The 16,050-nt window shown below is 64.9% G+C and carries 19 protein-coding genes; 7 read left to right on the top strand and 12 right to left on the bottom strand.

Features of this window, described 5'->3' with window-relative positions:
* Positions 1-53: 53 nt before the first annotated feature.
* The 4 genes from FHP91_RS09635 to FHP91_RS09620 all read right to left on the bottom strand — a co-directional run bounded on the left by FHP91_RS09635 (position 54) and on the right by FHP91_RS09620 (position 2,696).
* Positions 54-1,025 carry a YheT family hydrolase gene (locus FHP91_RS09635; RefSeq protein ID WP_144309388.1) on the bottom strand — a complete coding sequence of 324 codons (972 nt, stop codon included), beginning with the start codon at positions 1,023-1,025 and terminating at the stop codon, positions 54-56.
* Between the two features lie 35 nt (positions 1,026-1,060).
* Positions 1,061-1,489 (bottom strand): YybH family protein, encoded by a 429-nt coding sequence (locus FHP91_RS09630; protein WP_144309387.1) that lies wholly within the window; start codon positions 1,487-1,489, stop codon positions 1,061-1,063.
* Positions 1,490-1,556: 67 nt separating this feature from the next.
* The gene (locus FHP91_RS09625) at positions 1,557-1,757 is read right to left on the bottom strand and encodes a zinc-finger domain-containing protein (RefSeq protein WP_144176503.1); all 201 of its coding nucleotides are present in this window, start codon (positions 1,755-1,757) and stop codon (positions 1,557-1,559) included.
* 18 nt (positions 1,758-1,775) lie between these two features.
* Positions 1,776-2,696 carry a branched-chain amino acid transaminase gene (locus tag FHP91_RS09620; protein ID WP_144176502.1) on the bottom strand — a complete coding sequence of 307 codons (921 nt, stop codon included), beginning with the start codon at positions 2,694-2,696 and terminating at the stop codon, positions 1,776-1,778.
* 131 nt (positions 2,697-2,827) lie between these two features.
* Between FHP91_RS09620 and FHP91_RS09615 the strand changes: the two genes are divergently transcribed.
* From FHP91_RS09615 to mnmA, 3 genes are read left to right on the top strand one after another with little or no spacing between them, the layout of a single operon-like run.
* Entirely contained in the window at positions 2,828-3,286 is a 459-nt protein-coding gene (locus tag FHP91_RS09615) for an NUDIX hydrolase (RefSeq protein WP_144309386.1), read from the top strand.
* Between the two features lie 26 nt (positions 3,287-3,312).
* Positions 3,313-3,966 (top strand): hypothetical protein, encoded by a 654-nt coding sequence (locus tag FHP91_RS09610; RefSeq protein WP_144309576.1) that lies wholly within the window; start codon positions 3,313-3,315, stop codon positions 3,964-3,966.
* Between the two features lie 16 nt (positions 3,967-3,982).
* A complete protein-coding gene (gene mnmA / locus FHP91_RS09605; protein ID WP_144309575.1) occupies positions 3,983-5,080 on the top strand; it encodes a tRNA 2-thiouridine(34) synthase MnmA in 1,098 nt (365 codons plus the stop codon).
* A gap of 83 nt (positions 5,081-5,163) precedes the next feature.
* On the opposite strand, the gene FHP91_RS09600 is transcribed toward mnmA, so the two are convergent.
* The 8 genes from FHP91_RS09600 to moaC all read right to left on the bottom strand — a co-directional run bounded on the left by FHP91_RS09600 (position 5,164) and on the right by moaC (position 12,446).
* Positions 5,164-6,093 (bottom strand): hypothetical protein, encoded by a 930-nt coding sequence (locus FHP91_RS09600; RefSeq protein WP_144309385.1) that lies wholly within the window; start codon positions 6,091-6,093, stop codon positions 5,164-5,166.
* A gap of 104 nt (positions 6,094-6,197) precedes the next feature.
* Positions 6,198-6,731 carry a DUF2062 domain-containing protein gene (locus tag FHP91_RS09595; protein ID WP_144309384.1) on the bottom strand — a complete coding sequence of 178 codons (534 nt, stop codon included), beginning with the start codon at positions 6,729-6,731 and terminating at the stop codon, positions 6,198-6,200.
* 118 nt (positions 6,732-6,849) lie between these two features.
* Positions 6,850-8,067 carry an ABC transporter permease gene (locus FHP91_RS09590; RefSeq protein WP_144309383.1) on the bottom strand — a complete coding sequence of 406 codons (1,218 nt, stop codon included), beginning with the start codon at positions 8,065-8,067 and terminating at the stop codon, positions 6,850-6,852.
* A 10-nt stretch (positions 8,068-8,077) separates the two neighbouring features.
* Positions 8,078-8,530: a SixA phosphatase family protein gene (locus tag FHP91_RS09585; protein ID WP_144309382.1), complete on the bottom strand. Its 453-nt coding sequence runs from the start codon at positions 8,528-8,530 to the stop codon at positions 8,078-8,080.
* A gap of 19 nt (positions 8,531-8,549) precedes the next feature.
* On the bottom strand, positions 8,550-10,061 hold the full coding sequence (locus tag FHP91_RS09580; protein ID WP_144309381.1) for a CYTH and CHAD domain-containing protein: 1,512 nt from the start codon (positions 10,059-10,061) through the stop codon (positions 8,550-8,552).
* 21 nt (positions 10,062-10,082) lie between these two features.
* Positions 10,083-10,811 (bottom strand): ABC transporter ATP-binding protein, encoded by a 729-nt coding sequence (locus FHP91_RS09575; RefSeq protein WP_144309380.1) that lies wholly within the window; start codon positions 10,809-10,811, stop codon positions 10,083-10,085.
* On the bottom strand, positions 10,811-11,950 hold the full coding sequence (locus tag FHP91_RS09570) for an efflux RND transporter periplasmic adaptor subunit (protein WP_144309379.1): 1,140 nt from the start codon (positions 11,948-11,950) through the stop codon (positions 10,811-10,813). The genes FHP91_RS09575 and FHP91_RS09570 overlap by 1 nt, the downstream gene beginning before the upstream one ends.
* A 10-nt stretch (positions 11,951-11,960) precedes the next feature.
* The gene (gene moaC, locus FHP91_RS09565) at positions 11,961-12,446 is read right to left on the bottom strand and encodes a cyclic pyranopterin monophosphate synthase MoaC (protein ID WP_144176494.1); all 486 of its coding nucleotides are present in this window, start codon (positions 12,444-12,446) and stop codon (positions 11,961-11,963) included.
* Between the two features lie 59 nt (positions 12,447-12,505).
* Between moaC and FHP91_RS09560 the strand changes: the two genes are divergently transcribed.
* From FHP91_RS09560 to FHP91_RS09545, 4 genes are all read left to right on the top strand, one after another.
* Positions 12,506-13,942, top strand: coding sequence for a M48 family metalloprotease (locus FHP91_RS09560; protein WP_313791151.1), 1,437 nt, complete (start codon positions 12,506-12,508; stop codon positions 13,940-13,942).
* Positions 13,943-13,998: 56 nt separating this feature from the next.
* Positions 13,999-14,229, top strand: a complete 231-nt coding sequence (locus tag FHP91_RS09555) for a sulfurtransferase TusA family protein (RefSeq protein ID WP_144176492.1) — start codon at positions 13,999-14,001, stop codon at positions 14,227-14,229.
* Positions 14,230-14,478: 249 nt separating this feature from the next.
* Positions 14,479-15,474 carry a cytochrome-c peroxidase gene (locus FHP91_RS09550; RefSeq protein WP_144176491.1) on the top strand — a complete coding sequence of 332 codons (996 nt, stop codon included), beginning with the start codon at positions 14,479-14,481 and terminating at the stop codon, positions 15,472-15,474.
* Positions 15,475-15,577: 103 nt separating this feature from the next.
* Positions 15,578-15,994: a Fur family transcriptional regulator gene (locus FHP91_RS09545; protein ID WP_144309378.1), complete on the top strand. Its 417-nt coding sequence runs from the start codon at positions 15,578-15,580 to the stop codon at positions 15,992-15,994.
* Positions 15,995-16,050: the final 56 nt, after the last annotated feature.

Below are 16,050 nucleotides of genomic sequence, written 5' to 3'. Positions count from 1 at the left end.
AAAGGGTTGGCGCAATTATCCCGGATTTGTGCTGATTTCGTGTGACGAATGGGTCACGTCGTGCGGCGAGCGAGGCGCTCGAAACCGCTGATCAGCCGTTCGGGAAGCCAACCGAGCGAGCCGGGAAAGCGGCCGCTCAGGAAGCCGACATGGCCGCCGCCTTCGGGCAATTCCTGCTTGACGGCGCGGGCGCAGTCGCCCGGCAGCGGCAAGGCGGCGGGCGGTACGAAGGGGTCGTTGCGGGCGTTGAGCAGCAGCGTGGGGGTGGTGATGTGCTTGAGCCAGGGGCGGCTGGAGGCGCGCGACCAGTAGTCGAGTACGCCGTTGAAGCCATGCACCGGGGCGGTAAAGGCATCGTCGAATTCGTACAGGGTGCGCGCCTTGCGGATGCGTTCGACGTCGAGCGCGGCCTTGTGGATGGCGATCTTGTCGAGCGCTTTGGCTTTGAGCGTGCGCAAAAAGCGCTGGGTGTAGATGCGGTTGAAGCCCTGGCCGAGCGCCATGCCGGAGACGGTCAGATCGAGCGGCGGGCAGATGGCGGCGGCGCCAGCGATGTGATGGCTGGCCGCGTCGCCTTGCTCACCCAGCCATTTGAGCAGCGCATTGCCGCCCAGCGAGACGCCGACGGCGAAGATGGGCCCGTGGTGATAGCGCGACGCGATGCGGGCAAGAATCCAGCCGATCTCGGCGCTGTCGCCGGAGTGGTAGGCGCGCAGCAGGCGGTTGGGTCGGCCGGAGCAGCCGCGAAAGTGCGGCACCACGCCGTTCCAGCCGCTGGCGGCCAGCGTATGCATGAGGGCGCGCGCATAGTGTGACTGGCTGGAGCCTTCCAGCCCGTGGAAGAGCACCACCAGGGGGGCACGCTCTTGCAGCGGTAGCCAGTCGGCATGGATGAAGTCGCCGTCGGGGGTTTCCCAGCGCACGCGGGTGTAGTTGGGCGTGCGCGGCATGCGCGCCAGCGGCCAGATGGTTTGCAGGTGGCCGCCGGGGAGCCAGGCGGGCGCGTGGTAGGTGCCGGGATTCATGCGAGCCGGTGGGTCATCCTGGCATGGCGCAGGTCTCAATGCACCAGCATTGGCGCATCGGGGTCACCGGCGTGCAGGTCGGGCGTGGGCGAGGCGTGATGCGCCAGCAGGCGCCAGCCCTTGGCACCACGAATGAAGATGTTGGTGGCGACGATGGGCGGATGCAGTTCGTCGTCACCATCGATCTGCACATGCTGCAGCACGCTGTGCATGGCCATGACGGTGCCGGCCGAGACCACCTGCTGGGTGACTTCGATCTTCAGGCGCGGGCCGTCGGAGAACAGTTGCTGCCAGGTGTTGCGCACGGCGGCCAGGCCGACGACGCGAGGCGCGCCGGGGTGCACGCAGACGACTTCTTCGTCGTCGCACCAGACGGCCATCATGGCATCCAGATCGGCGCGGGCGAGCGCAGCATAGAAAGCGACCTCAACCTCTTGCGGTGAGGTGAACGCGGTGTCGGACACGTGGGAATTCCTTCGGGCGTTCGAAAGTGCCAGTCAGGCGGCGGTGCGCCGCCTGACTGGCTACCGGTCAGTGGTGACCTTTGGGGCGTTCGCCGGTAAAGACATAGGTGGCGCTGCAGTAGGGGCAGCACACTTCGCCTTCGGTCAGTACGTCGAGAAATACGCGTGGGTGGCGGGCCCACAGCGGCGCGCCCGGTTGCGGGCAGTGCAGCGGCAGATCCTTGGCGGTGACGTCGATGCGGCGGAAGGCGTCCTTGTTGTCAGCCATGATGAGTCTCTCGTGAAATCAAACGTAAGTGAGCCAGTCGTCGTATTCGGGCGCACGGCCATTGACGATCTCGAAGAAGCGGGCCTGAATCTTTTCAGTGATCGGGCCACGCTTGCCGGCGCCGATGACGCGGTTGTCGAGCTCGCGGATCGGGGTGACTTCGGCGGCGGTACCGGTGAAGAAGGCCTCGTCGGCGATGTAGATGTCGTCGCGGGTCAAGCGGCGGGACTGGACTTCGAGGCCGAACTCGCGGGCCACGCGAATGACTGAGTCACGCGTGATGCCGGTCAGTGCCGAGGCAATTTCGGGCTCGTAGATCTTGCCGTCCTTGATGACGAAGAGGTTCTCGCCTGCGCCTTCGGCGACAAAGCCTTGCACGTCGAGCAGCAGCGCTTCGTCGTAACCGTCTTGCGTGGCTTCGAGGTTGGCCAGAATGGAGTTGGCGTAGGTGCTTGAGACCTTGGCGCGCGGCATGGTGACGTTCACATGGTGGCGCTGGTAGGACGAGGTCTTGACCCGGATGCCTTTCTCCAGGCCTTCTTCACCCAGATAGGCGCCCCAGGGCCAGGCGGCAACGGCGACGTGCACCGTGGCGCCGCGGGTGGAGATACCCATTTTTTCCGAGCCGTAGAAGGCGATCGGACGCATGTAGCAGGACTCAAGCTTGTTGGCCTTGACCACATCGATCTGCGCCTGCATCAGCTCGTCGAGCGAGTAGGGCAGGTTCATGTGGTAGATCTTGCCGGAGTTGATCAGGCGCTGGGTGTGCTCGCGCAGACGAAAGATCGCCGGGCCGCGGGCGGTGGCGTAGGCGCGCACGCCTTCAAAGACCGCCAGACCGTAGTGCAGCGAGTGAGACAGCACGTGGGTGGTGGCATCACGCCACGGCACCATCTTGCCGTCATACCAAATAGAACCGTCGCGATCGGCCATGGACATGTTGAAGTCTCCAGCGAAATGTTGTGTTGAGCGGCGCCCTCGGATGGGGCACACGAATCGCGCAATTCTATCGCAACTTGTGGCTGGCTGTGGCCGCGCTAAAATGCGCATCTTTAATGTCGGGGCTGTGCATGGAGCGGGTCTGGAAACCGAATGTGACGGTGGCAGCGGTTGTCGAGCGCGATGGTCGCTTCTTGCTGGTCGAAGAAGAAACCTCGGATGGGCTGCGTTTCAACCAGCCGGCGGGGCATCTGGAAGCGGGTGAGTCGCTGGTCGAGGCGGCCGCGCGCGAGGCGTTGGAGGAAACGGCGCATCCATTTACACCCGAGTATCTGGTCGGTATTTATCAATGGCCGCGGCCGGATGGTGAGGTCACTTATCTGCGCTTTGCCTTTGGCGGCAGCGTGGGCGAGGCGATTGCCGGGCGGCAGCTCGACGCCGGTATTGTGCGCGCCGTGTGGATGACCCGCGACGAGATGGTGGCCACCGTTGGGCGGCATCGCAGCCCGCTGCTGTTGCGTTGTGTGGATGATTATCTGGCCGGCCAGCGGGCGTCGCTGGATTTATTGCGGCACTATTCGGAATCATGATGCGCTGGTGTGCTCCTGCCTTGACGATGCTGACCCTGTGGGTGAGCGCGCCATCGCACGCCTCGGTGGACGTGTCGATCTGCTACAACTATGGCTGCGTCACCGAGACGGCGGTGCGCTATTCGGACACGGCGCTGGTGTCGTGGCAGCGTCAACTCGCTGCGGCGAGCAGCGCGGCCGAGGAGCGCAGCATTCTGGCCGAGGTGGTTGGCGGGATGTACCGCGAAGCGGGCAAACAGTCGCCCATTTTTGCAGATCGCGGCGGCAACTATGCCGATGACGGGGTCTATGGCCGCATGGACTGTATCGACCACGCCAATTCAACGACGCGTCTGCTCGGCATCCTCGAGGCGCGCGGCGCCTTGCGGTTTCACAAGTTGATGCCGCCTGTGCGGCGGACGACGGGGGTGCTGTTCCAGCATTTTGGCGCGGTGCTAGAAGAAATTGCCCCTCCGCCGCAACCGGTGGCGCCGGCCTTGATTCCCGATCATGTGCCGACCTTGCTCGCTTTGTGTGATTGCGCCGAGGTATTGAACGATGTGCCCGTGCCGCCGGTGGCGGCGACGGGCTCCCCAGGTGCCCAATTTGCAGTTGATACCTGGTTTTACGACCATGGCACGCCTGCGGTGATCTTGCCGCTGGCGGAATGGCTCGATGGAGAAGGACCGAATGTCCAGTAAGCAAGATCCGAACGGGATGAAGGTGGTGGTCGGCATGTCCGGCGGGGTGGATTCGTCGGTGGCGGCGCTGTTGCTCAAGCAGCAGGGCTACGAGGTGGTCGGCCTGTTCATGAAGAACTGGGAAGACGATGACGACGATGAGTACTGCTCGACCCGGCAGGATCTGGTCGACGTGGCCTCGGTGTGCGACGTGATCGGTATTGATCTCGAAGTGGTGAACTTCTCGGCCGAGTACAAGGACCGCGTGTTTGCCGACTTCCTCAAGGAATACCAGGCCGGGCGCACGCCGAACCCCGACATCCTGTGTAACTCCGAGATCAAGTTCCGCTGTTTTCTCGATCACGCCATGCAGCTGGGTGCCGACAAGATCGCCACCGGTCATTACGCCCGCGTGCGCGAGTGGCGCAGCGACGGGCGCAGCGAGTTCCAGTTGCTCAAGGCCGAGGACGGCACCAAGGATCAGAGCTACTTTCTGTACCGGCTCAATCAGCAGCAGCTGTCGCGCACGCTGTTTCCGCTCGGCGATATCTACAAGCGCGAGGTGCGGCGCATGGCCGAGGCGGCGGGCCTGCATGTGCACGCCAAGAAGGACTCGACCGGTATCTGCTTTATCGGCGAGCGCCCGTTCCGCGAATTTCTCAGTCGCTATTTGCCGACCCAGCCGGGTGAAATCCGCTCGCTGGACGACGACCGCGTGCTTGGCGAGCACCAGGGCCTGATGTATCACACCATCGGTCAGCGCAAGGGGCTGATGATCGGTGGCATCAAGGGCATGGAAGACGCCGGTGGCGAGCATGACGCCTGGTATGCGGCCAAAAAGGACATGGCGACCAATGTGCTGTACGCGGTACAAGGCCACGAACACCCGGCCTTGCTGCGCGAGCGACTGGTGGCCACCGAGCTGAACTGGATTGCCGGGCGCGATCCGCACACCCATTGGGTGTATACCGCCAAGCCGCGCTATCGCACGCCCGACCAGCCCTGCGAGATCGACCGCGTCGGCAATGGCGAAGTCGAAATTGCGTTTGCTGAACCCCAGTGGGCGCTCACGCCCGGGCAGAGCGTGGTGGTGTATGAATCCAAGGTGTGTCTGGGTGGCGGCGTGATCGTCTGAACGACGGTGGTTCAAGGCGCGGCGCGCCGGTGACCATTGCGGCTATCGGCGCGCGCTAAACGGGCTGTCGTGATTCGGCAGACTCAGGCCACCCGAGCCGGCGGACAGGCCGGTTCTGCCCAGCGGTCGGCAAAGGCGTTGCACTTTTCGACAAACTCGCGGGTGCTCTTGGGCATCGGGACGCGCGCGCGGGTGATGTAGATCAGCAGGTCGGTGCCGGCACGCATCAACTCCACGCCGGTGTCGGCGTTGCGAATCTGGCTGCGGATTGGTCGTGCTGGCAGTTTGGGCGTGAAGCCGTTCATTTGCTCGCCTGCGACCACAAAGGCCGGCCAGATGTCGAAAATGGCCGGGTCGGTACGCAGGGTCTCGCACTTCTCGCGGGCGGCTTCGGCATAGGCGTGAACCAGGGGTTCAACGCCAGCAAAGATGCCGTTGCAGGTAAAGGCATGGACCATTGCCGTGGCGATTTTGTCGATATCGCGCATGGCCTGCGCGATCTTGATGTAGCGACTCTCGTAAAAGTCTTCGACCGGAATGGAGAATGCCCGGAAGGGTTCGCCCCATAGCTCGTCGATGCCCTCTTCGCCGCTGATGTGATTGACCAGGCGACCCAGCTCCAGGGCTTTTTGCAGACAGGCGCCACACTGGCGCATGAGCGGGTTCTCCTGGCCGATGTCGACACCCAGGGCCTGCAGTTCGACCAGCTTGGTGAAGATATCGGCGGCGCGGTTGAACAGGGCGCCGGCCAGCATGCCGCCTTTGACGCGGCGCATGGCCTCGTTGGTTTCGGCCTCATAGGCTGCGCGTGCAGCCTCCAGGCGAAAGCCGGGGATATTGATACCGTGCTCGACGTGGTTGAACAACCGTCGGGTCAGCGCACCAATGAGTTTCTTTTTGGTGGCCAGTGTGTCTTCGGGCGGGTCGTAGACCTTGATCCAGTAACCGCCGTAATACACCCGTAATCGGTTGTTAATGACCCGTCGGGTACCCTCTGCGGGGTTCTCGTCCATATACGCCACCGTGCAACGGCGATGTGCCGTTCCAAATCGTGTTGAGCGTTCCAGTCTAGTACAAAGGTTGTAATTTGTGCACTGCGGAAGGGACAAACGGTCGTTTAGATCACCATTCTGGCGCGCAGGCTGATGCGCCGTTTGCGCAGAACGCGCCAGCGCCACGCCGCTTGGGTGAGCACATACCCGCAGATGGCACCGACAATCGCCATCAATAACATGCCTAGCAGCAAGGGCTGACCAATACCCGACAGCCAGGTCCAGGCGTGCTCAAACCATGCGCCGAAGCTTTCATACACCGGTGGTGTGGCCTCTTCGGGCTTGGGGGCAATGCCCAGCAGACCGGCGCCCAGATGGTAGGCAAAGTAGTACAGCGGCGCGTAGGTGAGCGGATTGCTGATCAGGGTGCTGACCGCGGCGATCCAGAGATTGGCGCGTAGCGACAGCGACACGATGACCGCCGCGGGAATCTGCGCCACCGGAATCATCAGCCCGAAAAATGCCCCGATTGCCACCGCCTTGGCCACCGTGTGGCGATTGATCCGCCACAGCGAGGGATCGTGCAGGCGCGGCCCGACCCAGCGCAACAGGCGGTGGCCTTTGATGCTTTCATGGGAGGGGAGGAAGCGCTTGATCATCAAGAAGTCCGGGGGCGAGATCGGTCGCGGCCAAAATGGCGAGCATAGCAATATGAAGCGTGCAGGCGGCAATATCAAGCCCGTCCGGCGCCTGCCCGGCGGCGCACATCGGGGCGAATCAGACCGCGCGCAGCGCCTCGGCCGGCGGCAAGGCGGCGGCCTTGCGGGCGGGATAGTAGCCGAAGAACACGCCGACGCTGGCGGCGAACACAAAAGCCACGATCACCGCCGTGGCGCTGACCACCACGGTCATGTCAAACAGCGTGGCGGCCAGCCAGGCACCGCCGATGCCAGCGGCCGCCCCAAGCGCGCCGCCGATCAGGCAGATGAGCAGGGTTTCGAGCAGAAATTGGCCGAGGATGTCGCGCCGCCGCGCGCCGACCGCCATGCGGATGCCGATCTCGCGGGTACGCTCGGTGACCGACACCAGCATGATGTTCATGATGCCGATGCCCCCCACCAGTAACGACACCGATGCAATCGCGCCGAGCAGCAGACGCATGGCGCGGGCTGATTCGGCGGCCGCTTCATTGCGGGCGGTGAGGTCGCGCACCGAGAAGTCGTCTTCCATCTCGCCGCTGAGGCGGTGGCGCTGGCGCAGCAGTGCGCCGACGTCTTTCATCGCTTCGGCCAGACGCCCCGGCTGAGCCTTGGCGGAGATGAAGCGCACCGCGCCGGGAAAGGGGCTGCCGAAGAGCTGGCGCTGCGCGGTGGTGAGTGGAATGAATACAAGATCATCCTGATCGCGGCCTGACAGGCTCTGGCCTTTGGCGCGGAACACGCCCTGCACCTCGAAGGGTTGGCCGTTGATGCGCACCGTCTCGCCGATGGGTGAATTGGCGCCGAACAATTCTGTGGCCACGGTGGCACCGAGCACCACCTTGCGGCGGGCGGCGCGCACATCGGCGTCGTCGATGGACTCCCCCGCGGCCAGATCCCAATTGCGCACCAGCGGGAAGGCCGCCGTGCTGCCATACACCGAGGTCGGCCAGTTGGTGCCGCGAAACTGCAATTGCGCGCTGCCCCAATGGGTGGGGGCGGTGTCGAGTACGCTGCCCAGTTGGGCAATGGATTCGGCGTCATCGGTGTCGAGGGTGGGCACGCTGCCGGCGGCGTAACGCAGGCCGCCGAGCGTGGGTGCGCCGGAGACAACCACAAACAGGTCGCTGCCCAGCGCGTCGATGGTCTCCTGCACCTTGGCGCGCGCGCCGTCGCCGATGGCCAGCATCAGCACCACCGCACCCACGCCGATGATCATGCCGAGCATGGCCAGCAGGGTGCGCAGCGGGTGGGCGCCAAGGGCGCGGACGGCTTCGGGGATGAGGGCGGGGTTCACGCCCCAAACTCTACAGCAGGTCGGGCGAGATCACGGCGCGCAGCACGGTCTGGGTTTCGCCGTCGCGCACGCGGTTGCTGAACCACCACAGCGCGCCTTTCTTGATCGTCCAGTCGGTTTCGCTGCCCGATAGCAGCATGGCGGCCAGGCGGCCGAGTGAGGGTTGGTGGCCGACCAGCAGTGCGGCACCCCGGCCTTCGGGCCAGCCGGTGGCGGCGAGGATGTCCGGCACACCCATGTCGGGCGCGAGCGCCGGCACGATCTCGAATTTGTCCGAAAAGGCAGCCACCGTCTGCCGCGTACGCAGCGACGGGCTGACCAGCGTGCGCAGGTGTTTGGGGCGGTTTTCGCTGAGCCACTGCGCGATTTTCTTGGCCTGTTTGTGGCCGCGCTCGGTGAGCTCGCGGGTCAGGTCGGGGGTGCCGTCAACGGCTTCGGCGTGGCGCCACAACAACAAATCCATGGTGTCCTCGGTGGTGGCGTCAGCGACTGGCGCGCCAAGGGGTTTTGCCCGTCAGCAGGGCTTCGATTTCGAGCAGGACGCGCCGCCGTGTGCGGGCGTACAGCGGGGCGTGCCAGCCAATGGTGAAGTGGGCGGGGCCGATGAGCGCCGGTTCGCGATCGGCCCAGTCGAGCATCAGGCTGCGGGCGATGGCCGCGTCGTTCAGGTAGCCCAGGTCGGCCTGTGCCTGACGCACGCCGGCCAGGTATTGTTTGACGTCCTTGCCGCCGAACAGCGGCCGGAAGAACTCGATGCCGTAGCGCAGTTGCTTGAGGCTGACCCGCAGATCGTGCAGTTGATCGGGGTCGAGAATGTCGGCCGTGGTGAAGCGCTTGCGGGCGCGTTTGCGCAGGGTGGCCAGTTGCAGCCGGGCAAAGGCGGTGAGGTCGGCGGCGGCGTTGAGGGCGTCGCCGTTGAGCTGATGGATGTCGGCGGCAAAACCGAGAATGCGCTGGCCGTGGTCGGCGTGGGTCAGCCGGGTCTGTGCGTCGCTGCGGGCGGCGTCGCGCAGGGCGAGTGCATGGGCGCGCAGCGGATCGGTCAGCGTGGCGCCCATCAGCGGTTCGGGCTCGGCGGGGTCGAGAATGTCGGACAGCAGTACGTCGATATTGCGGGTGTCGCCGAGGTCGGCGGCCGTGTCGCGCAAGACTTCGGTCCAGCGCTCGGCGAAGGTGTCGGGCAGGACGGGGCCGAACAGGCGGATCAGTGAGCGCAGCCGGCGCAGCGCCACGCGCAGCTGGTGGACATATTCCGGGTCGTCATGCACCAGGGCGCCGAGGGTGTTTTCCTGCCACTGCTGCAGGCTGTCGAAGGCCAGGGTGCGGAAAGCGTCGAGGGGCGACTGTTTGGCGTGAATCGCCGACTTGGCCGCTTGCCGCGGAGCGTCGGGTGTATCGAGAAACAGGCGGTAGCCGCGCTCGGCCTTGCTGCGGTCGGTGGGCATCAGGGCCACGCGCTCGGCCAGTGTGCCGGCGATGGAGAAGAGGTCTTGCGCGTTGCCGCGGACCAGCTCCAGCTCGACTTCGCTGATCGGTGCTTGCCGCTCGCCGGCGTCGATCTGGCCCTGGTCGATCATCATCAGCACTTCAACCTCGGGCGAGGGCGTCAGCCGTCGGGTTTCGCGCTTGAAAGTGGTGGTGAACACCGGCTGGATCTCGCCGGCGAGGGCCTCGAGCCGCTTGCGCACGGGTGGGGCGTCTATCTGCGAGAAATCGAACTCGGCGCTGTAGGGCTGTTCCCACTCGGGGCGCGACGAGAGACCGCCGGCCGAGTTTGCCGCGCACTTGATGGTCTGCAGCCAGGTGTTGCCTTGCTTGCGGGTGCGCACGGCGATGCGCGCCTTGTGCAGGGTCAGCTCGGCGGTGTCGAAATAGGTGTTGATCAGGGTTTGTGCGTTGCCGAGTTTTTCGGCGCCGGTGACCAGCGGATGGCGACGCAGGGCGCGGATCGCATCGGGGGCGAGGGCGAGTTTGAGTTCGGTTTCGGTACTCATGAGGCCACCATTGTCTTTTGTTTATGTGACAGATTGATGATTGCCGGCGGCGCCGGACGAGACGTCGGACTGGATGCGCCCGTCTTGCAGGCGGATGACGCGCCGCGCATGGGCGGCCACGTCTTCTTCGTGGGTCACCATGATGATCGACACACCCTGACTGTTGAGCGTATCGAACAGTGCCATGATGTGTGCCGAGGTGGTCGAGTCGAGGTTGCCGGTGGGCTCGTCGGCCAGCACCCAGGCTGGTTCATTGGCCAGTGCGCGGGCGATGGCCACGCGCTGTTGCTGGCCGCCGGACAGGCGCGCTGGGGTCCGCTCGCCCAAGCCGCCGAGGCCGACCCGATCGAGCATGGCAATGGCGCGCTTCTGGCGTTCGCGGTGCGAGAGGCCGGCGTACATCAGCGGCAGGGCGACGTTGTCGATCAGGTTGGCGCGCGGCAGCAGGTTAAAGCCCTGGAACACGAAGCCGAAGAAGCGGTTGCGCAAGGCGGCGAGGGCGTCGCCGGACAGACCTTCGACCGCCGTGTCGCCGATGCGATAGTGGCCGGCAGACGGCGTGTCGAGGCAGCCGAGCAGGTTCATGAGCGTGGATTTGCCGGAGCCGGACGGGCCCATCAAGGCCACGAAGTCACCGGGGGCGAGGCTCAGATCCAGCGCATGCAGCACATCGACGGGCGCTTGCCCCGGCGACTGGTAGCACTTGCCGATGCCCTGCATCACCAGCGCCGCGTCGGCGTGGGTTGCCATCAGTGCAGGCGCAGGCGGAAGTTGCCGCGCCCCTCGGCATTGCCGCCGCTACGCTCGCCAATCACGATGGCGTCGCCTGCGGCGAGCGGGCTGTCGAGCAGCTCGGTGTGGGTGTCGTTGGTCGCGCCGAGCTGCACGCTGACCGCTTCGAGCGCCTGGCCCTTGGCGCGATACACCGTCGGGCCCTTGATGTGCGGTTTGGCGTCGGGGGCTTCGGCCGTTTTGTCGGCGGGCGGGCGAAAGCGCAGGGCGGCGTTGGGCACGCGCAATACGTCGTCGCGACGGGCCAGTTGGATGTTTACTTGCGCCGTCATGCCCGGCAGCAGCAGGCCGTCGGCGTTGTCGGTGTCGAGCACCACGTTGTAGGTCACCACGTTCTGTTCGATGGTCGGGTTGAGGCGGATCTGCCGCACCTGCGCGCTGCGATGCAGGCTCGGATGGGCGTCGACCGTGAAGCTGGCCGGCTGGCCAACTTTCAGTTCGCCCACATCGGCTTCGGCCACGCGGGTTTCGATCTGCATGTGGGTGAGGTCGCCGGCAATCTGGAACAGCGTCGGTGTCTGGAAACTGGCGGCCACGGTCTGGCCGAGGTCGACATCGCGCGCCACCACCACGCCGTCGATGGGCGCGCGGATGATGGCGTGGTCGAGGTTGGTCAGCTCCTGGTGCTTGCGGGCCTCAAGCTGGTCGACTTGCGCGCTGCGCGCGGCCAGCGCGGCGGCGGATTCGTCGAGCACGCTGGCGGCGATGAAGCCCTGATCAACCAGGCGAACGTTGCGTGCGTGCTGTGTTTTTGCCAGCGCGCGCTCGGCATGCGCGGCGGCGATCTCAGCCTCGATCTGCGCCAGCGCGGCGCGGATCAGTGCGGTGTCCAGTTCGGCCAGAATCTCGCCTTGCTTCACGGCTTGATTGAAGTCGGCGTTGAGCTTGGCGATATTGCCCGAAATGCGCGTGCCCACCTTGACCAGCACCACCGGTCGCACCGGGCCGCTGGCATTGATGCTGCGCACCAGTGGGCCGCGGTCAACGGTGGCGGTGCGCCACTGCGGGCCGGTCGGCGCTTGCGTTTGCGTCTGCCAGAAGTAGAAGCCGCCGTAAGCGAGGGCGGCGATGAGTGCGAGCCAGAGGAGGCGTTTCATCCGGCGCCGGTCAGGTGGCGTCGGCGCGCCAGTGTCCTGACTTGCCGCCCTGCTTTTCGAGCAGGCGGATGCTGTCCATGGTCATGCCGCGATCGACCGCCTTGCACATGTCGTAAATGGTGAGCAGGCCGACCTGCACGGCGGTGAGCGCTTCCATTTCCACCCCGGTGCGGCCGACGGTTTCGGCGGTGGCGGTGCAGGTGATGGTGTGGGCGGCGGCGTCGAGCGCAAAGTCGACGGTGACGCGGGTCAGCGGAATCGGGTGGCACAGCGGAATCAGGTCGGCCGTGCGTTTGGCGCCCTGGATGGCGGCGATGCGCGCGATGCCGATCACGTCGCCTTTTTTGGCGCTGCCGGACTGCACCATGGCAAAGGTCTCCGGGGCCATCGTGATGCGCCCTTCGGCGATGCCGATGCGGCGGGTTTCGGCCTTGGCACCGACGTCCACCATGTGCGCTTGGCCGTCGGCGTCGAAATGAGTAAAGCCTTGCGTCATGATGCGTCTGCCGCGGGTGCGGAACTGTTTAAGGGCGCGGGTATCATAGCACCACCATGATGAAACGAATCCTAGCCTTCGGGCTCAGTGCGGTGCTCTCGGTGCAGAGCGTGGCGGCCGGTTTGCCGGATCTGGGTGAGTCGTCTGCGGCCGATCTGTCGGAAGCGGCTGAACGCCGTATCGGCGAGCAGATCATCCGCGAAATACGCTGGCGCGAGCCCTCCTATCTGGATGATCCGCAGGTCGAGTCCTATCTCACCGACCTGGGCGGTCGCCTGGTGGCGGCCACCAAAAGCGGCGGCAGCTATCAGTTTTTTGCCTTGCGCGACCCGACGCTCAACGCCTTTGCGATGCCCGGCGGTTACATCGGCCTGCACACTGGCCTGATTCTGTCGGCACGCAGCGAGTCGGAGTTGGCCTCGGTGGTGGCGCACGAAATTGCCCACGTCGAGCAGCGCCACATCGCCCGCCTGGTGGGCAAGCAAAGCCAGTCGAGCATCATCATGCTGGCCTCTTTGCTGGTGGCGGTGCTCGCCGCACGCAGCAGCGACCAGATCGCTCAGGCGGCGGTGGCGGGCGGCACCGCCGCCGGCATCCAGAATCAGCTCGGTTACACCCGCGAGTTCGAACGCGAGGCCGACCGGATTGGTCTGCAGACGCTGGACGCGGCGGGTTTCGATACCCGCCAGATGGCCAGTTTTTTTGAGCGCCTGCAGCAGGAAACCCGCCTGTACGAAAACAACGCCCCGGCTTATCTGCGCACCCACCCGCTGACCACCGAGCGGATCGCGGACATGGGCAACCGGGTTGAAGGCGGGCGCTATCGGCAGGTGACGAGTTCGAATGATTTCACCTTGGTTCAGGCCCGGCTCTCTACGCTCGAAGGGGCCGCGCCAGACGTGTTCCGTCGTGAAACGCGGGCCTGGGAAAAAGCCACGCAGCCGACCGCCGCGCAGCGCTACGCCTATGTGCATGCCGCGCTGCGGGCGAATGAGCTGGATCGCGCCGAGGCGGCCTGGCGTGATTTTCCGAAGGCGCAGCAAAGCGCCATGATCGTCGCGCTGGGCGCCGAACTGGCGATGGCGCGGCGTGACTTTGCGGCCGCCATCTCGCGCCTGAAACCCGCCGTCACCACCTATCCGCAGGCCCGCTATCTGGGCTATTTGCTTGCTGACGCCCGTATCGCTGCGGGCGATCTGAAGACCGCGATCGCCGAACTGCGAGAGGCCACCACGACACGCCCGGACGACTTCCATAGCTGGACGCGTCTGGCCAAGGCCTATCAGGCCAGCGGCAACGTGAGCGAGTCGCATCGCGCCCAGGCCGAGGTTTACGCCTTGCAGGGCGCGTGGTCTTCGGCCGCCGGGCAGCTCGAGATTGCGCTACGCGAAGGTAAGGCCGATTTTTATACGCAGTCTGCGATGGATGCCCGCTTAAGAGAGTTTCGCGCCCGCTATGATGACGAACGCGCCTGGCGCGGTCGCGACGGCCGGTGACGCGCGCGCCGCATCGCTCTAGAATGTTGCGCTAACGCCACAAGGAATGAGCTGACATGAATGTCGACAAAGAAGTAGACGCGAGCGGGTTGAGCTGCCCGCTTCCGATCCTGCGGGCCAAGAAAGCGCTTTCGGAGATGGCGGCCGGGCAGGTGCTGCGCGTGCAGGCGACCGACCCCGGCTCGGTGAAAGACTTCGAAGCCTTTGCCCGCCAGACCGGCAACGAGTTGCTCAAGAGCGAGGCCGTGGGCGAGAGCACCTTTGAGTTCTTCCTGCGGCGCAAATAGCGCGTGCCCGCCATACGCTTCGTCCGACAACGCCCCGACGCCGGGGCGTTTTTTTGTGCGAAGCGACTGGCCGGGCCGCGCTGCGGCGACAGCGTCGATATTTTTGCGTTTCTGATGCAGATCAATATTGGGGGTGGCCGCCGGGCGTTAAATCACTCCAGCATTTAGAACAAGTCTAAAAAATGACATCACCCTTCAGAGCCGATTGCCCGATTCGCCGTCATTTTCTTGTGCTGGAGGATGTCCATCATGAAACGCTCGCAAATTGCCCTTGCCATCGCCTGCGCGCTGAGCGCGCCCCTGTTTGCGGCGGCGCCCGCCGCGGATGAACCGATCGAGGTCATCCGGCCGCCACAGAACATCAACCTCGGTATGGTCGAATTGGGCAAGAAGCTCTACTTTGACCCGCGCCTGTCCAAGTCCGGTTTCATCTCCTGCAACTCCTGCCACAACCTGTCGATGGGGGGCACCGACAACATCCCGACCTCGATCGGCGACAAATGGCAGCAGGGACCGATCAACGCGCCCACGGTGCTCAACTCCAGCCTGAACGTGGCGCAATTCTGGGACGGCCGCGCCGCTGACCTGAAGGCACAGGCCGGTGGTCCGATCGCCAATCCGGGTGAGATGGGCTTCACCCATACCCTGGCCGTCAACGTGCTGGAGTCGATCCCGGGCTATGTGCGCGAGTTTGCCCAAGTGTTCGGTTCGGGCAAGATCGACATTGAACAGGTGACCTCGGCCATCGCCGAGTTCGAAAAGACCCTGGTCACGCCCAATTCGCGCTTCGACCAATGGCTACTCGGCAAGGCCGATGCGCTGACGGCGCAGGAGCAGGTGGGCTATCAGCTCTTTAAAAGCAGCGGCTGTGTGGCCTGCCACAACGGCGCGGCGGTTGGCGGAAATTCCTTCCAGAAGATGGGCGTGGTCGAGCCGTACAAGGCGACCAGCCCGGCGGAGGGGCGCTCGGCGGTCACCGGGCAGGACATCGACCGGTTCAGCTTCAAGGTGCCGACGCTGCGCAATGTGGAAATGACCTACCCGTACTTCCATGATGGCGCGGCCAATACGCTCACCGAGGCGGTCGACATCATGGGGCGCCTGCAGCTTGGACGCACCTTCAATGCCGAGGAAAACGCCAGCATCGTGGCTTTCCTCAAGACGCTGACCGGCGACCAGCCCAGCTTCACGCTGCCGATCCTGGCGCCGTCGAGCGACAGCACGCCGCGGCCGAAGCCGTTCTGAGACCCGTCTGGACCGTCGGGCCGCGGCCGCCTACACTTGGCCCAGGCCGGCATTGCCGGACAGGCCACATGCAGATGGCTGCGTTCCCGACGGAGACACTTCGATGGACACTTCAATCAACCGACAGATGGCCGACCGGCTGCGCGAGGCAGGCATTCCGGTCACCCTGCAGCGGGTCGAGATTGCGCGCGTGATGCTGTCGAAGCCGGCGCACATGTCCGCCGACCAGGTCTTCAGCGCGGTGCGCGAGCATGTTCCCGAAACCTCGCGGGCGACTGTCTACAACACCCTCAAATTGTTCAGGGAAAAGAAATTGGTCAGAGAGCTCATCGTCGATCGGGAGCGCGTCGTCTACGACTCCAATACGGCGCCTCACTACCATCTGTACAACGAGGACAGCGGGCAACTTACCGATGTGGCGGCAGAAGAGCTGCAGGTGGTCGGTATGCCGGAGTTGCCGTCCGGCCTCACGCTCGAAGAGGTTGATGTCATCATTCGGGTGCGCACCGCCGCCAGCTGACGCTGCGGCAGGGGGCGCCGCCGCGCAAGTGTAAAACCTTGTGGCGCAGACTGACG

This window comes from Denitromonas halophila (assembly GCF_007625155.1).
GTDB classification, from domain to species: domain Bacteria; phylum Pseudomonadota; class Gammaproteobacteria; order Burkholderiales; family Rhodocyclaceae; genus Nitrogeniibacter; species Nitrogeniibacter halophilus.
Note: the sequence above shows the minus strand (reverse complement) of the source record. Positions and strands in the feature narration are given on the sequence as shown.